The sequence below is a fragment of the Pseudomonas sp. WS 5021 genome, from assembly GCF_012985535.1.
Taxonomy (GTDB): domain Bacteria; phylum Pseudomonadota; class Gammaproteobacteria; order Pseudomonadales; family Pseudomonadaceae; genus Aquipseudomonas.
Window position 1 is genome coordinate 1,258,065 of the sequence record NZ_JAAQWP010000001.1, and the last position, 15,564, is coordinate 1,273,628.

14 protein-coding genes are annotated in these 15,564 nt (G+C 63.2%); 10 read left to right on the top strand and 4 right to left on the bottom strand.

The window, feature by feature from the left end; all coding sequences use genetic code 11:
- Positions 1–11: 11 nt before the first annotated feature.
- From kdpB to HBO19_RS05875, 4 genes are all read left to right on the top strand, one after another.
- The gene (gene kdpB, locus HBO19_RS05860; RefSeq protein ID WP_169952707.1) at positions 12–2,069 is read left to right on the top strand and encodes a potassium-transporting ATPase subunit KdpB; all 2,058 of its coding nucleotides are present in this window, start codon (positions 12–14) and stop codon (positions 2,067–2,069) included.
- A gap of 114 nt (positions 2,070–2,183) precedes the next feature.
- Complete coding sequence (kdpC, locus tag HBO19_RS05865; protein ID WP_170057048.1) at positions 2,184–2,729, top strand: potassium-transporting ATPase subunit KdpC; 546 nt, start codon at positions 2,184–2,186, stop codon at positions 2,727–2,729.
- A 256-nt stretch (positions 2,730–2,985) separates the two neighbouring features.
- Positions 2,986–5,643, top strand: a complete 2,658-nt coding sequence (locus tag HBO19_RS05870; RefSeq protein WP_170057049.1) for a sensor histidine kinase KdpD — start codon at positions 2,986–2,988, stop codon at positions 5,641–5,643.
- Positions 5,644–5,692: 49 nt separating this feature from the next.
- Positions 5,693–6,388, top strand: a complete 696-nt coding sequence (locus HBO19_RS05875) for a response regulator (RefSeq protein ID WP_170057050.1) — start codon at positions 5,693–5,695, stop codon at positions 6,386–6,388.
- A 229-nt stretch (positions 6,389–6,617) separates the two neighbouring features.
- Here HBO19_RS05875 and HBO19_RS05880 read toward each other — a convergent pair whose 3' ends face one another.
- A complete protein-coding gene (locus tag HBO19_RS05880) occupies positions 6,618–7,655 on the bottom strand; it encodes a patatin-like phospholipase family protein (protein ID WP_169952699.1) in 1,038 nt (345 codons plus the stop codon).
- Between the two features lie 216 nt (positions 7,656–7,871).
- On the opposite strand from HBO19_RS05880, the gene HBO19_RS05885 reads away from it, so the two are divergent.
- The 3 genes from HBO19_RS05885 to HBO19_RS05895 all read left to right on the top strand — a co-directional run bounded on the left by HBO19_RS05885 (position 7,872) and on the right by HBO19_RS05895 (position 9,906).
- Positions 7,872–8,150: a hypothetical protein gene (locus HBO19_RS05885; RefSeq protein ID WP_029300795.1), complete on the top strand. Its 279-nt coding sequence runs from the start codon at positions 7,872–7,874 to the stop codon at positions 8,148–8,150.
- 95 nt (positions 8,151–8,245) lie between these two features.
- Positions 8,246–9,007, top strand: a complete 762-nt coding sequence (locus HBO19_RS05890) for a CHAD domain-containing protein (RefSeq protein ID WP_170042802.1) — start codon at positions 8,246–8,248, stop codon at positions 9,005–9,007.
- Between the two features lie 101 nt (positions 9,008–9,108).
- Positions 9,109–9,906 (top strand): thioesterase family protein, encoded by a 798-nt coding sequence (locus tag HBO19_RS05895; RefSeq protein WP_169952696.1) that lies wholly within the window; start codon positions 9,109–9,111, stop codon positions 9,904–9,906.
- Between the two features lie 7 nt (positions 9,907–9,913).
- Here HBO19_RS05895 and HBO19_RS05900 read toward each other — a convergent pair whose 3' ends face one another.
- The 3 genes from HBO19_RS05900 to HBO19_RS05910 form a co-directional block, all read right to left on the bottom strand.
- Positions 9,914–10,276 carry an Mpo1-like protein gene (locus HBO19_RS05900; RefSeq protein WP_170042804.1) on the bottom strand — a complete coding sequence of 121 codons (363 nt, stop codon included), beginning with the start codon at positions 10,274–10,276 and terminating at the stop codon, positions 9,914–9,916.
- 145 nt (positions 10,277–10,421) lie between these two features.
- A complete protein-coding gene (locus tag HBO19_RS05905; protein WP_169952692.1) occupies positions 10,422–11,903 on the bottom strand; it encodes a methyl-accepting chemotaxis protein in 1,482 nt (493 codons plus the stop codon).
- Between the two features lie 96 nt (positions 11,904–11,999).
- On the bottom strand, positions 12,000–12,806 hold the full coding sequence (locus HBO19_RS05910) for a TatD family hydrolase (protein ID WP_169952689.1): 807 nt from the start codon (positions 12,804–12,806) through the stop codon (positions 12,000–12,002).
- Positions 12,807–13,041: 235 nt separating this feature from the next.
- Here HBO19_RS05910 and HBO19_RS05915 point away from each other — a divergent pair, with 235 nt between their 5' ends.
- From HBO19_RS05915 to HBO19_RS05925, 3 genes are all read left to right on the top strand, one after another.
- Complete coding sequence (locus tag HBO19_RS05915) at positions 13,042–14,463, top strand: transglycosylase SLT domain-containing protein (RefSeq protein WP_170057051.1); 1,422 nt, start codon at positions 13,042–13,044, stop codon at positions 14,461–14,463.
- A 103-nt stretch (positions 14,464–14,566) separates the two neighbouring features.
- The gene (locus HBO19_RS05920; protein WP_057439195.1) at positions 14,567–15,001 is read left to right on the top strand and encodes a DoxX family protein; all 435 of its coding nucleotides are present in this window, start codon (positions 14,567–14,569) and stop codon (positions 14,999–15,001) included.
- A gap of 247 nt (positions 15,002–15,248) precedes the next feature.
- A complete protein-coding gene (locus tag HBO19_RS05925; RefSeq protein ID WP_169952685.1) occupies positions 15,249–15,557 on the top strand; it encodes a class I SAM-dependent methyltransferase in 309 nt (102 codons plus the stop codon).
- Positions 15,558–15,564 lie beyond the last annotated feature (7 nt).

The window sequence follows — 15,564 nt, forward strand, 5'->3', positions numbered from 1 at the left end:
GGGGTATGAACATGAATATGCCTGTAAACAATACCGCTGCGGTCAAGACCCAGGAGTCGGCCAAGACCGCGATCTCGGCCCTGTGGCGCCCGGCGCTGATCCAGGCGTTCGTCAAGCTGGACCCGCGCCAGCTGAAGCGTTCGCCGGTGATGCTGGTGGTCGAGCTGACCGCGATCCTCACCACCGTGTTGTGCCTGGTGCCGGACAGCAGCGTACCGACCTTTGTCGCGGTGCAGATCGCCCTGTGGCTGTGGTTCACCGTGCTGTTCGCCAACTTCGCCGAAGCCTTGGCCGAAGGCCGTGGCAAGGCCCGCGCCGATAGCCTCAAGGCTGGCAGCGAAGGCCTGAGTGCGCGGCGCCAGGAGGCCGATGGCAGCTTCACGGTAGTGCCTGCCACCAGCCTGCGCAAAGGCGATGTGGTGCGGGTCGCGGCCGGGGAAATGATCCCTGGCGACGGCGAAGTCATTGAAGGCATCGCGGCGGTCAACGAGGCGGCGATCACTGGTGAGTCCGCGCCGGTCATCCGCGAGTCCGGCGGCGACCGCTCGGCCGTCACCGGCAATACCCGGCTGGTCTCGGACTGGCTGCTGATTCGCATCACCGCCAACCCCGGTGAGTCGACGCTGGACCGCATGATCGCCCTGGTCGAAGGTGCCAAGCGCCAGAAAACCCCCAACGAAGTGGCGCTGGATATCCTGCTGATCGGCCTGACCCTGATCTTCCTTTTGGTCGTGGTGACCTTGCAGCCCTTCGCCCATTTCGCCAATGGCAGCCTTCCGCTGGTGTTTTTGGTGGCACTGCTGGTGACGTTGATTCCCACCACCATCGGCGGCCTGTTATCGGCCATCGGCATCGCCGGCATGGATCGCCTGGTGCGCCTCAATGTGATCGCCAAGTCCGGGCGCGCCGTGGAGGCGGCGGGGGACGTGCATGTGCTGCTGCTGGACAAGACCGGCACCATCACCTTCGGTAACCGTCGCTGTGCAGGCATTTATGCCGCGCCTGGCGTCAACGGCAAGGAACTGGCCGAAGGCGCGCTGCTGGCCTCGCTGGCCGACGATACGGCGGAAGGCAAATCCATCGTCGAATACCTGCGCGCCCTGCATCCGTACAACGAGCCCTCCGTGCAAGAGCTGACAGGCGTGCCGTTCAGCGCCGAAACGCGCTTGTCTGGTGTGGACTATCAGGGCCGGGTCTACCGTAAAGGTGCGGTCGATTCGCTGCTGGCGTTTATCGGCCTGCAACGCCAAGACCTGTTGCCCGCGCTGTCCCGGGAAATCGACAAGATCGCCCAGAGCGGCGGCACCCCGTTGCTGGTGTGTGCCGACGGTAAATTGCTTGGCGCAATCCACCTCAAGGACGTGGTCAAGCCGGGTATCCGTGAGCGCTTTGCCGAGCTGCGCAAGCTGGGGATCCGCACGGTGATGGTGACCGGCGACAACCCATTGACCGCCGCCGCGATTGCCGCTGAAGCCGGCGTGGATGATGTGCTGGCAGAAGCCACGCCGGAGAAAAAACTGGCGCGCATCCGCCATGAGCAGAACGACGGGCGCCTGGTGGCCATGTGTGGCGACGGTGCCAACGACGCCCCGGCCCTGGCCCAGGCGGACGTGGGCATGGCCATGAATGACGGGACCCAGGCGGCCCGCGAGGCGGCGAACATGGTCGACCTCGACAGCGACCCGACCAAGCTGCTGGACGTGGTGCAGATCGGCAAGGAATTGCTGGTGACCCGGGGCGCGCTGACCACCTTTTCCATTGCCAACGACGTGGCCAAGTACTTCGCGATCCTGCCGGCGCTGTTTGCCTCGATCTACCCGCAACTGGGGGTGCTTAACGTGATGCACCTGAACAGCCCGCAGAGCGCGATCCTTTCGGCGATTGTGTTCAACGCGCTGATCATCGTGGTGCTGATCCCGCTGGCCCTGCGCGGTGTGCGGGTGCAGGCGGCGAGTGCGGCGGCGCTGCTGCGACGCAACCTGTTGATCTATGGCGTGGGCGGGCTTGTGGTGCCGTTCGCCGGGATCAAGGCGATCGACATGCTTTTGACCGCGCTGCACCTGGTCTGACCCAACCCTGTAGGAGCCGGCTTGCCGGCGATCCGCTTGACGCGGTGTAACTGACACACCGCTGTCGCCGGCAAGCCGGCTCCTACAGGTCCCGAATCAATTGAGGAAGATGAAATGTCCAGCATGATCCGTCCGGCCTTGAGCCTGTTGGTATTGATGACCCTGATCACGGGCGTGGCCTATCCGTTGGTAGTGACCGGTGTCGCCCAGGTGGCCTTTCCCGACCAGGCCAATGGCAGCCTGGTGCGTGACGACCAAGGCAAGGTGCGCGGTTCCAGCCTGATTGCCCAGGAATTTACCGGCGAGCGCTGGTTCCACTCGCGGCCTTCGGCGGGTGCGTTTGCCACCGTGTCCAGCAGCGCCAGCAACCTCGGCCCGAGCAACCCGGCGCTGGCGACGCGGGTGTTTGACGACGCCGCGAAAATCCAGGGCCCCGGCCAGGGCCCGGTGCCCCTGGCGCTATTGACTACCTCCGGCAGCGGTCTTGATCCACACTTGCCACCGCAGGCGATTGCCTATCAACTGGTGCGGGTAGCGGCGGCACGCCAGTTGCCGGTGTCGACCCTGGAGCGCTTGATGGACGAGCATATCGAACAGCCGCTGGTTGGGCCGCCGGTGGTGAATGTACTGGCGCTGAATATGGCGCTGGAAAAGTTGTAGACCGTTGCGCCGCCATCGAGGGCTTGCCCTGGTGCCGATCAGTTAAGCGAACGCAATGCTCAAAGCAGTGAAGATCAAATGTGGGAGCGGGCTTGTCGGATCGCCGCATCGCCGCGAAGACGCCGGCCCATGACCCACTGCTTTCGCGAGCAAGCCCGCTCCCACAGGGGGTCTGCGCTTAACTGACTGGCATTAGGGCAAGCCCGCGATGGCGCCAACCTGTTCCCAACATCCCTAACTGAAAGAAGACTGCCCCATGAGTGACTCCGGCCGCGCCGACGCCCTTCTAGCCGACCTACCCAAGCACGGCCGTGGCCGGCTCAAAGTGTTCCTCGGTGCCGCACCGGGCGTGGGCAAGACCTACGCGATGCTCCAGGCCGCCCACACCCAACTGCGCCAGGGCGTCAAACTGGTGGCCGGCGTCGTGGAAACCCACGGCCGCGCCGAGACCGAGGCCTTGCTCAGTGGCTTGCCCCAGCAGCCGCTGCTGCGCTCCGAATACCGTGGGGTGATGCTCGAAGAAATGGACCTCGACGGCTTGCTCGCCACCAAGCCCAAGCTGGTGCTGGTGCTGGTGGACGAGCTGGCCCACAGCAACGCCCCCGGCAGCCGCCACGAAAAGCGCTGGCAAGACATCCAGGAGCTGCTCTCTGCCGGGATCAACGTGTTCACCACGGTCAACGTCCAGCACCTGGAAAGCCTCAATGATCAGGTACGTGGCATCACCGGCGTGCAGGTGCGTGAAACCCTGCCGGACTGGGTATTGCAGGAAGCCGATGAATTATTGCTGATCGACCTGCCATCCCGCGAGCTGCTGGAGCGCCTGCGTGACGGCAAGGTCTACGTGCCGGAGCAGGCGCGCGCGGCCATCGATGCGTTCTTTACCCAGACCAACCTCATGGCCCTGCGCGAGCTGGCGATGCAGACCGCCGCCGCGCACGTCGATGACGATCTGGCCCAGGGCTACCGGCAACTGGGCCAGGCCGCGCCCACCGTGCGCGGGCGCTTGCTGGTGGGGGTGGATGGCGATGCCGAGGCCGAACGCCTGGTGCGCCACGCCAGCCGTGTGGCCCAGCGCCGGCATTTGCCCTGGAGCCTGGTGCATGTGGACAACGGCCGGGTACGTGACGAACAGTCGCGGCTGCGCTTGCAAAACGCCCAGCAACTGGCCGAGCGCCTGGGCGGCGAAGTGGTGTTGCTGCGGGCCGGCGAAGTGGCCAAGACCCTGATCCAGCACGCGGCCGAACGCCGTGCCAGCCTGGTGCTGGTGGGGCAGTCGCGCCCGCGCTGGCGCCGCCGGCTGTTCGGCGGTGGCTTGGCGGCGCGCTTGTTGCGCAATGCCCGGGGCCTGGAGATCAACGTCCTCGATAGCGATGAAACGCCGGTGCCGCCGCGCTTGCCCGATGTACGTGGTCTGGTGTGGTTCGACTACGCCCTGGCGCTGCTGGCAACCGTGCTGGCCAGTGCATTGGCATGGGGCGTGTCGAGTGTCCTGCCGCTGCCCAATATCTCCCTGGTGTTCCTCGCGGCGGTGCTGCTGGTGGCGGTCCGCAGCAGCCTGGGGCCGGCATTGGCGTGTGCGGCGTTGTCGTTCATGACCTATGACTTTTTGTTTATCCCGCCGAATTTCTCCTTCGCCATCCAGCGTGAAGAGGATGTGCTGACCTTGCTGTTCTTTCTGCTGATGGCGGCGCTGACTGGCAACCTGGCTGCGCGCCAGCGTCGGCAGTTGCAGGCATTGCGCGACACCCAGGAAGAAACCAGTGAACTGCTCGACCTGTCGCGCAAACTCACCGCCGCCACCGATCGCCAGGCGGTGGTCAGCGCGGCGGCCCACCATCTGCAGGGCTGGAGCGATTTGCAGCTGTGCCTGGTCAATCGCGACGGGCCCAGTGACTGGAAGGTCGAGACCGGTGGGCCGATCACCTTCACCGAGGCTGAACGTGCCGCCGCCGACTGGGCCTGGCAGCACGATCAGCCAGCGGGCATGGGCACCGGCACCTTGCCGTTTGGGCGTTGGTGGTGGTGGCCGTTGTCTGCTGAAAACGGTCCGCTGGGCCTGCTCGGCGTCAGCCCCAAGGCCGGCCTGGAACTCAGTGGCCAACGCCGGCGCTTGCTCACGGCCTTGAGCCAACCGTTGGCCCAGGCACTGGCCCGCGCGCAACTGGCCCAGAACCTGGAGGCCGCCCGTTTGCACGGCGAGACCGAACAACTGCGCAGCGCCTTGCTGGCCTCGGTGTCCCATGACTTGCGCACGCCGCTGACCTCCATGCGCGGCAGCATCGACAGCCTGCTGGCGCTGGGCGAAGCGATTCCCCTGGAAGATCGGCGTGAGTTGCTGGAAGGCACCCGCGATGAAGCCGAGCGCCTGGACCGCTACATCCAGAACCTGCTGGACATGACCCGCCTGGGCCATGGCGCCTTGAAGCTGGCGCGGGACTGGGTGTCGCCCGGCGATATCGTCGGCAGTTCCCTCGCCCGTTTGCGCGCGGTGCTGGCGCCGTTGCAGGTGAGCACCGATGTGCCGCCCGAGTTGCCGTTGCTTTATGTACATGCCGCGTTGATCGAGCAGGCACTGGTGAATGTGCTGGAAAACGCTGCACGCTTTTCACCGCCCCATGGCCGCTTGCAACTGCGCGCCGGCGTCGCCGAGCAGGCGCTGTTTTTCTCGGTCAGTGACGAAGGGCCGGGGATTCCCGAAGACGAGCGGGCGAAGATTTTCGATATGTTCTACACCGCCGCACGGGGCGACCGGGGTGGGCAGGGCACCGGACTCGGCCTGGCAATCTGCCAGGGCATGGTTGGCGCCCACGGCGGGCATATCAGCGTGGCCGAGGGCATCGAGGGGCGGGGCACTTGCATCACCTTGTTCCTGCCGTTGCAGACGCAGCCGAGCCTGGAGAGTGAAGCGTGATACCCGCTGCGCTACTCTTATCTTTTTTCAGCGATTGTGATGGAACACCATGAGCCAGACTGCGACGATTTTGGTCATTGACGACGAGCCGCAGATCCGCAAGTTCTTGCGCATCAGCCTGGCCTCCCAGGGCTACAAAGTGATTGAGGCCGGGACCGGCGCCGAAGGGCTGGCCCAGGCGGCCTTGAGCAAGCCGGACCTTGTGGTGCTGGACCTGGGCCTGCCGGACATGGACGGCCAACAGGTGCTGTGCGAGCTGCGCGAATGGTCGAGCGCCCCGGTGCTGGTGTTGTCGGTGCGTGCCAGCGAAGGGCAGAAGGTCCAGGCCCTGGATGGGGGCGCCAACGACTATGTGACCAAGCCATTTGGCATCCAGGAGTTCCTCGCCCGGGTGCGTGCGCTGCTGCGCCAGGCGCCCACCGGCGAAGCGCAGCAAGCCGCACTGAGTTTCGGCCCGCTGACGGTCGACCTGGCGTATCGGCGGGTGCTGCTGGACGGTGTCGATGTGGCCCTGACCCGCAAGGAATACGCGGTCCTGGCGCAACTGGCGCGTCATCCGGGCCGGGTGATCACCCAGCAGCAACTACTCAAGGATATCTGGGGCCCGACCCATACCGAAGACAGCCACTACCTGCGGATTGTGGTGGGGCACTTGCGCCAAAAGCTGGCGGATGACCCAACCCAGCCGCGTTTTATCGTGACCGAGGCGGGGGTGGGGTATCGGTTGTTGGGGGGGGAGTGCTGAAAGATTGTGGTTGCTGGGCCGGCCCTATCGCGGGCAAGCCCGCTCCCACATTTAGCTGTGTGAATACATGCAAAAGGTGGGGTATTGGTTGTTGGGGGCTGCTGAGGGACTGTGGTTGCTGGGCCGGCCTCATCGCGGGCAAGCCCGCTCCCACATTTAGGTGTGTGAATACATGCAAAAGGTGGGAGCGGGCTTGCCCGCGATGAGGCCATAAAACCCGCCGCAGAGCTCAACTCTGCTCACTCTCATACCGATCCAGCGTATCACTGGCAATCTCCCGCCCCAACGCGATCAGTTCCGGCGCCTTGTAGAACTCAAAGAACCGGCACACGCGCTTGGGCACGTTGATCAGCACATCCGGCGGGTAGCCGGCAATTTTGTACTGGGCCAGCGACGTCTGCATCACCTCGAAACTCTGGTTGATCAAGTCCAGCAGCGATGCCGGCCCCACGTTGTCGATGATGAACGAACCGGTGGCCGACTTGGGGGCGCCGGGCGTTTCCGGGGCCGCAGCCGGTTGCTGGGATTCGGGCTCGGCGCCTTCGAGCCAAGGGTTGATATCGGCGGCTTGCGCCTGCAGTGCTTCCTGTTCCAGCAACAATAATTGCTCGGCCTGCTTGCGCCGAAACGGCAGGTGCGAGCCCAGTGAACGCACCAGGTTATCGAAGCGGCTCTTGAACGCCGGCGGGCGCTGGATCACCGGCAGGGTGTAGTGTTTCTGGTTGGTGGCGTTGAGGTTGACCGCAATGATCAGGTCGCAATGGCTCGACACCACCGGCACGATAGGCAGCGGGTTGAGCAGGCCGCCGTCCACCAGCATGCGGTTGCCTTGCATCACCGGGGTAAACAGGCTGGGGATCGCTGCCGAGGCACGCATGGCCTGGTGCAGGCAGCCTTCCTGGAACCAGATTTCCTGCTGGTTGGTCAGGTCGGTGGCCACCGCGGTGTAGGGAATGCGCAGGTCTTCGATATTGATCTCGCCGACGATCTTGCGGATCTGCCCGAAGACCTTCTCGCCGCGTATCGCCCCCAGGCGAAAGCTCACATCCACCAGGCGCAGCACATCCAGGTAATCCAGGCTTTCGATCCAGTTCCGGTAGTCCTGCAGCTTGCCCGCCGCATAGATCCCGCCCACCACCGCGCCCATGGAACAGCCGGCGATACAGGCGATTTCATAGCCTCGTTTTTCGATCTCTTCGATCACCCCGATATGGGCATAACCCCTTGCTCCGCCGGAGCCCAGGACCAATGCAACGCGTTTTTTCATGACCGGATCCTTCGCAAAACAGCTGTCCACAATGCACCTAACCAGGGGGCTGCTTCAATCCTAGTTGACCGGAGCGATAAATTTCGTAAACCGACCTATTTGCTCGGGTATGCTTTGGCTATCAGTACTGGGCATTTCAGGCTGTGTGACAAGGCACTTTTCGATGTAGGCAGCGTCTACATCCCACGACTGTTTTCTTTTCTTGAGGTGTCATTGATGAAAGCCTGGATGTGTTTGCCTGTGATTGTGTTGGCCCTGGCCGGTTGTGCCGGCAAAACGGCCTATCGCGATAGCTGTGGCAGCCAGTTGGATGCTGCGTGGCACGAACTGGACCTGGCCAAGGCCGAAGGGTTTGCCGGCACGGTCAGCTATTCCAAGGCCCTGTCGTTGCTGACCGGCGCCAAGACCCAGCAGCAATTCGAAGCGTTTGAAGGCTGTGCCAGCAAAGCCGAAAAAGCCCGTTTCTATATCCGTGAGTCGCGCGCCGGGCGTTGATCCGAGTCAGCGCAACCCGCGGGGGGAATGGTTAAGGTGGTTCCAGACACCTGTTTTGCGCAGGTGCATGGACGTTGTTTAACAGGGGAAGCAGCATGTCGGCGTTGGTGGATCAGTTAGTCGCCCAGGTCATTGGCCTGGAAGTCGGATTGTTGAGTTGCCAGGCGCGCCTGGCGGCGGTTACCGATGACGAAGCGTTGCACGACCTGCGCACCACCGTGCGCCGTCTGCGCAGCCTGTTGCGGCCCTTGCGCGGGCTGCCCGGCGTCGAGCAACTGGAGACGGCCGCCAGCGCAGTCGGCCAATTGACCACGCCGCTGCGCGACCGCGAGGTGTTGGCGGCGTATCTGCAGCAGCACGGTTATCACCAAGCAGCCGCCCGGCGCCTGCGCCTGCAGTCGCAGACCTATCAACAGGTGGCGAAAAGCCCGGAGTTGGCGCGACTGCTGCTGATCCTCGAAGCCTTTCCACGATTTATCCGCGCATCCCAGCAGCAAAAACTGCTCAAGGGCCTGCGCACGCGCATCGAAAAGCGCCTGGCCAAGCAATGGCAGGCACTGGAAGTGGCACTGCACGATCCCGATCACGATCGCCATCGCCTGCGCTTGTTGATCAAGCGCGTGCGCTACGCGGCCGAGGCCTACCCGCAATTGGGCCAGGTGCCGGCCAAGGCCATGTCCCGCCTCAAGTCTGCCCAGGGCGCGCTGGGGGATTGGCATGACTGCTGGCAATGGCTGGCGCAAGCCGCGCAGCAGGCCGATCTACAGCCCTGTGTCGCGGTCTGGCAGCGCACCATGGCCCAGGCCGAGGGCAAGGCGGACCGGGTCCTCGACAAGCTGGCGGCGGACTGTTTCTGAGTCTGCGGCTTATCTGTCTGGGTATTTGGCCGGAATAAGTGCTGTACCGGGCTGGCGCGCTGGTTAAGATCGCTCATCGGTTTTCTTGATGTGAGGTCGCCATGCGCTTTAGTGATTTGCTCGACGCTGCCCGTAACAACCCGTTGGACGTGTCTATTCCGGCCGAGTGGGCCCAGGGTCGCGCCACGTTTGGCGGGCTGGTTGCCGCCTTGCAATACGAAGCGTTGCGCGCCCAGGTGCCGGCTGATCGCCCATTGCGTTCGTTGGCCGTGACCTTTGTCGGGCCAGTGGCGCCAGATCTATCGGCGAGCTATCAAGTGGAAGTGTTGCGCGAAGGCAAGGCGGTCAGCCAGTTGCTGGGGCGGGTGGTGCAGGGCGGTGAAGTGATGACCCTGGCCCAGGCCAGCTTCGGCGCATCGCGGCCTTCAGAGATCGACGTGCCGGCCTTGCCCGCGCCGGCCTTCAAGCATTGGGACGAGTGCCAGGAACTGCCCTATATCAAAGGCGTGACGCCTGAATTCATGCGCCACCTGGCGATGCGCTGGAGTGTCGGTGGCTTGCCGTTCACCGGCAACAAATCCCGGGAAATGGGCGGCTGGGTGCGCTTGCGGGGGGATGTGAAAGAAGAGCCTCTGACCGAAGCCCATATCCTCGCCCTGGTGGATGCCTGGCCGCCGGCGCTCTTGCCGCACCTGAAGAAGCCGGCACCCGGCAGCACCCTGACCTGGACCATCGAATTCATCCAGCCCCTGGCGCAGTTGACGACGCTGGACTGGTGCCAGTACCACGTCCAGATCGAGCATGCCCGCGACGGTTACGGCCATGCTGCGGCGATGTTGTGGGGGCCTGACGGCCAATTGATCGCCATCAGCCGCCAGACCGTGGTGGTCTTCGCCTGAGCCATCCTCAGTGGCGGTGGCGCTGACGCCAGGCCTGCCACCAGCCACCGCTGAGGACAAAGCGCGGGAAGGTCACGAACTGCTCGACCACCAGGCGCTGCACTGCATCTTTACGATCACTGAACGGCTCGCTGGCCTGGGCTTCCAGGCTATGGCCGTGGCGTTGCAGCGCCAGGCCGGCCATTACGCCGACCACACCGATGGCGAAACTGGCCAGGCTCAGGCTGAACACGCCGGACACAATCAGCAGGAACCCGACGATGAACAACGGCACGGCAATCAGGTGCAATACCAGGTTGGTCGGGTGCTGATGGTTTTGCGGGTAGGCGCGCCATTGCCAGGCCGGGAGATTGGGGTGACGTTTGCCCATGATGATAAATCCTCTGTCCATTGATACTTGATGAACAGAGTTTAGGTCGGGCGGGCAGGGGTGGCGAATTGGGGTTGGCTATGGGGGTTATAGCGTTTTGATGGAGCAAGCCAGCGGCGTGCGCTGGCTGATCGGTGGGCAAACGTTACAGTTTGAGCTGGCCGATAGCCTTGCTCAACTCGCCGGCCAGGGTCGCCAGTTCGTTGCTGGTGGTGGCCGAATCCACAGTCTGTTGCACGGTGTTTTCCGTGACATCGCGAATGCTCACCACCGCGCGGTTCATCTCTTCGGCCACATGGCTCTGCTGCTCGGCGGCAACGGCAATTTGCGTGTTGCTCTCGCGCATCTGCGCCACGGCGCTGGTGATTTCGGCGAGTGAAGCGCCGGCTTCCTGGGCCTGCTGCACGCAGTCGTCGGCCTTGAACGAGCTTTCCTGCATAAAGTCCACCGCATCCCGGGTACCGGCCTGCAGGGCAGAGACCATGCGGGTGATCTCATCGGTGGAGCTTTGCACGCGCTTGGCCAGGTTGCGTACTTCATCGGCCACCACCGCAAAGCCGCGGCCCATTTCCCCGGCGCGCGCGGCTTCGATGGCGGCGTTGAGGGCCAGCAGGTTGGTTTGTTCGGCGATGCTGTGGATCACGCCGACCACGCCATTGATTTTCTGGCTGTCCTCGGCCAGCTTCTGGATCATCTCGGCGGTTTGCTGCACTCCGGTGGACAACCCGGCAATCGAGCGCTGGACCCGGCTCACCACTTCCTGGCCGCTGCCGGCCAGGGTGTCGGCGGTCTGGGACAAGTCGCGGGTGGCACCGGCGTGTTGGGCGATGTGATACACGGTGGCGGTCATTTCATTGATCGCGGTGGCCGCCTGGTCGGTCTCGCTTTGCTGGCCGAGCATGCCGTGCTGGACCTCATTCATGCTGCTGGCCAGGCGCGCGGCGCCATCGTCCAACAGCTTGGCGGTGCGTGCCACGGTGCTGACCACCCGCTGGTACCCGGCCTGCATGGCGTTGAAGGCACTGGCCATCTGCCCGACTTCGTCCTTGCACGCCAGGGGCACGCGGGCCGAGAGGTCGCCGGTTTTCTCGACGTGCAGCATTACGTCTTTCAAGGTGTTGAGTTGGGCCAGCAAAAAGCGGATCAGTAACTGCGAGGCGCAGAGCATGGCGAGCATCAGGATCAGCACCGCCACCGCGTAGTTGGTGAAACGTTCGGTAAACACCTGGCTCAGGCTCGGTGCATAGGCCAATACGGCGACTTGCTGGCCATCGGCGCGGGAGACGACTTCGGCGCCCATCAACGGGTTCTCGCCGAACAGCGGCATGTGATTGAACTCGACCCAGCCGCTGGCTTCGCTGAGGGCGGACAAGTCCTGGTCCGCCAACTCGGGAACCTGGCCCCGGGCAAATGTCAGCCAGTGCTCGCCTGTGGGCAGCGCTTGCCCGGCCGGCCAGGCACCGAGCAAGCGGCCCTGGGCTTGTGCCGAGGCTTGGGAGGCATGGCTGCGGGCCTGTTGTTCAAGCTGCACGGCATACAGCACCAACAGCAGTGTGGTGATGAACGCGACCGCATTCACGGCCCAGAATTTGTACTTCAGCGAGATATTGCTAAGCCAGGCACCCATGGAAGGTTTTCTCTGATAGCGGAAACAGTATTGGCAAGGTGCCATTATTGTGCCGCTATCCGGGAAATGGGTGTTGATATGGGTCAATGCACCGCGTCAATCCAACGCAGGCAGGCCGAAAAAGGCGCGGGCGCAGGCGGTGCTGTGTTGGGCCAGGTCTTCCAGGCTTTCTTCGCGGTGCAGGGCGACTTCGCGCAAGACTTCCGGCAGATAGGCCGGCTCATTGCGCCCGTTCTTCGGTTTGGGGCGCAGGGTGCGTGGCAGCAGGTAGGGCGCGTCGCTTTCCAGCATCAGGCGGCCCCGAGGGATTTCCCTTACAAGCGGGTGCAAGTGCATTCCACGGCGTTCGTCACAGATCCAGCCGGTGATACCGATATGCAGGTCCAGATCGAGGTAGCTGAACAGCGCGCGTTGCTCGCCGGTGAAGCAGTGCACCACGGCGGCGGGCAGTTGATCACGGTAGTCGCGCAGGATCTCCAGCAGGCGCTGGTTGGCGTCCCGTTCATGGAGAAACACCGGCAACTGCAATTCGACGGCCAATGCCAGGTGGGCTTCGAGGACTTTTTCCTGCTGGGGGCGGGGTGAGAAGTCACGGTTGAAGTCCAGCCCGCATTCACCCACCGCGCGTACCCGGTCCTGGCTGAGCAGATCACGCAGTTGCCGGGCGCTGTCGGCGTTCCAGTCGCTGGCACTGTGGGGGTGAATGCCCGCAGTGGAGAACAGTCGCCGGGCGCTTTCATCCCAACGCTGGCACAGTTCCAGGGCCTGTTCGCTGCCTTGCACACTGGTGCCGGTGACGACCAATTGGCCCACGCCAGCGGCATAGGCGCGGTCGAGCACGGCCTGGTGCTTGTCGTCGAAACTGGGGTTGGTCAGGTTGACGCCAATATCAATGAGTTGCATGGTGCTATCTCCGCCTGCGGCCGGAAAGTCTATCAGAGCTGTAGATTTATAAGAAAAACCAAGAACTACAACGAGTTATCGCTGTCTTTGAACGTCGCAAGTAACACCGTGGTTGGCCGATGGCCTGCTGCTGTGACACCCTTGCGTGCAAAGTCTGCGCCTCTGGCGCTCTGTTTCTGTCCCCCAATGCGGCGTTTTTCGCGGTGCATGGGGCCTTGTTCTTTCCGGAGAGCGGATGATCCGACCCTCGGTAATGCTCATGGTGTGCCTGACCCTGCTGCTGCCCACTGCGGCGGTTGCGCGTCTGGACGGGCCGCTGGAAGTGACCAAGCCGAGCAAAGTCCGGGACCTGGCAGAAATCCGCAGCAGCCGCACCTTGCGGGTGCTGGTCAACCAGAGCCGTAACAGTTCCGGTGAGGTCCAGGGCCAGTCCATTGGCGTTGAGTACCACCGCCTGCGCGCCTTCGAACACTACCTCAATGGCCGTGCCCGCGATGGCCAGGAAATCAACCTCAAAATCATCCCCAAGGCCAAGGATCAGTTGCTGGGCGCGTTGGCCCGTGGTGAAGGTGACCTGGTGGCGCCCGGTGAACTGCTGGATGCGACGGCGGCCCACAAGATCAGCAGCAGTGACCCGATTGCCAGCGATGTGCCGCTGTGGCTGGTGGGCCTCAAGGGCGAGCGACGGGTTACCCGCTTGGAGCAGTTGTCGGGGCGCACCCTGGCCCTGACGACGGGGAGTGCAGCGGGGGAGGCGGTCAACCAGATCAACCAGAAACTGGCGCTGCGCAAACTGCCGCCGGTCAAGGTGGAGTGGGTGGACCCCAGCCTGGCGGTGGAAGATGTATTGGAGATGGTCCAGGCGGGGATCTTCCACCTGACCATTGTCGAGCGGCCGATTGCCGAGCGTTGGTCGAAGATCCTGCCCAAGTTGCGTTTTGACAAGCAAGTAGCGATCAGCGAGCCGGGGGAGGAGTACTGGTTCGTACGTCAGGATGCCTCGATGCTGCGGGCGAGCATCGATCGCTTCCTGAAAACCTACAAGACTCCGTCAGACCAGGATGTGGCCTTCCAGCGTATTTATCGCCGCCTCTATCAGGTGCGTTACCCCTTGGCACGGGCGGATCGACAGCGCCTGGAGAAACTGCGCCCGGTCCTGCAAAAGCATGCACGTGAGCAAGGCATGGACTGGCTGAACCTGGCGGCCCTGGCATTCAAGGAATCGTCCCTCAATCCCGGCGCGAAAAGCGGCAGCGGGCCAACCGGCCTGATGCAGATCACTCCGTCGGCCGCCCAGCGGGTAGGGGTCAACAATATCCAGACCCTGGACAGCAATGTGCAGGCGGGTGCGCGCTACCTGGCGTTGATTCGGCGCAAGTTCTTCGCCAGCCCCAAGCTCAATGAGCGCGAGCGCATGGCGTTCGTCCTGGCGGCCTACAACATGGGCCCGGAACGGGTGCAGGGCATGCGCGCCGAGGCGCGACGCCGGGGCTTGAACCCCAATCAGTGGTTCTTCCAGGTCGAGCGCATCGCCATGGAGCAGGTCGGAATGGGCGGCGTCAGCTATGTTAATAGCGTGAACAAGTACTACTTGGCCTTTGATCGGGAGCGGGACTCCCTGGAGCCGGTGGGGGCCAAGATCGTCTCACGCAAATAATCTAATTTATCGATATTGATTAGCGCTTTTTTCGGCTTTTATCATTATTTAAACTGATTAATATAGCGGCCAACCAACCCCTACTTCGAAAAGGATTATCACTATGAGCCCAATGATCAAAAACCTTCTGTCCACCCGCGCAGGCTACGGCCTGACAGTCCTGCGGATTTTCGTCGGTATCATTTTTGCCGCCCACGGTTCGCAAAAACTTTTCGGCTGGTTTGGCGGCGGCGGCCTGGCAGGCACGGCGCAGTGGATGGAGAGCATCGGCCTGGCCCCGGGTACCCTGATGGCACTGTTGTCGGGCGGTACTGAGTTCTTTGCCGGGCTGGCGCTGATCATTGGCTTGCTGGCACGTCCAGCGGCGCTGGGCTTGACCATTGTCTCGCTGGTGGCGATCTTCTCGGTGCATATCAGCAACGGTTTGTTCATGGCCAACAACGGCTATGAGTTCGCCCTGGCATTGCTGGGTGGCACAGTGGCGGTGCTGTTCGAAGGTGCTGGCAAACTGTCTGCTGACCGCGCCATCGCCAATTGATCGCGCTGCACACGTGTTAAAGGCCCGCCCCGTGCGGGCCTTTTTCGTTGTACGGGATTCTTGACACCGCCCCACCGGCTTCTCTAGGATGCTGCATGCGCCGATTTAAACAGCTAATTGCGGGGCGCCACAGGGACTCGCTGCAGTTCCGACAGAAGCCTGCTCCAGGTTTCGAAATACCGCTAAAGCGCTGGTTCGGTGTTGCCTCTCACCTGCCCGCAGACTTTTGAGGCAGAGACACGACACGATGAATGCACTACGACCTCTTGTACGCCTGGCCCCGATCACTGCGGGCCTGACTCAGCGCAACCCGAAAATCCTCCTTGGCGGCAAGCACCAGCCGACGCTATTGCGTTACCTGGATGGCTGGCCCCGCCGCACTGGCCGTCCTTCGGCGTTCCTGATCCAGTTTGTCGAGGACGGCGAGTCCCTGGCGCGCTTTGCCACCAACAGCTTTGACCTGGCGGTGATCCAGGCGCCGAACGCCGAGGATGCCAGCGAGTTCATCCGCCACCTGACCCGCGTGGCGCGCCAGGGTTTGATTACCCGGCGTTAAGCCGCGA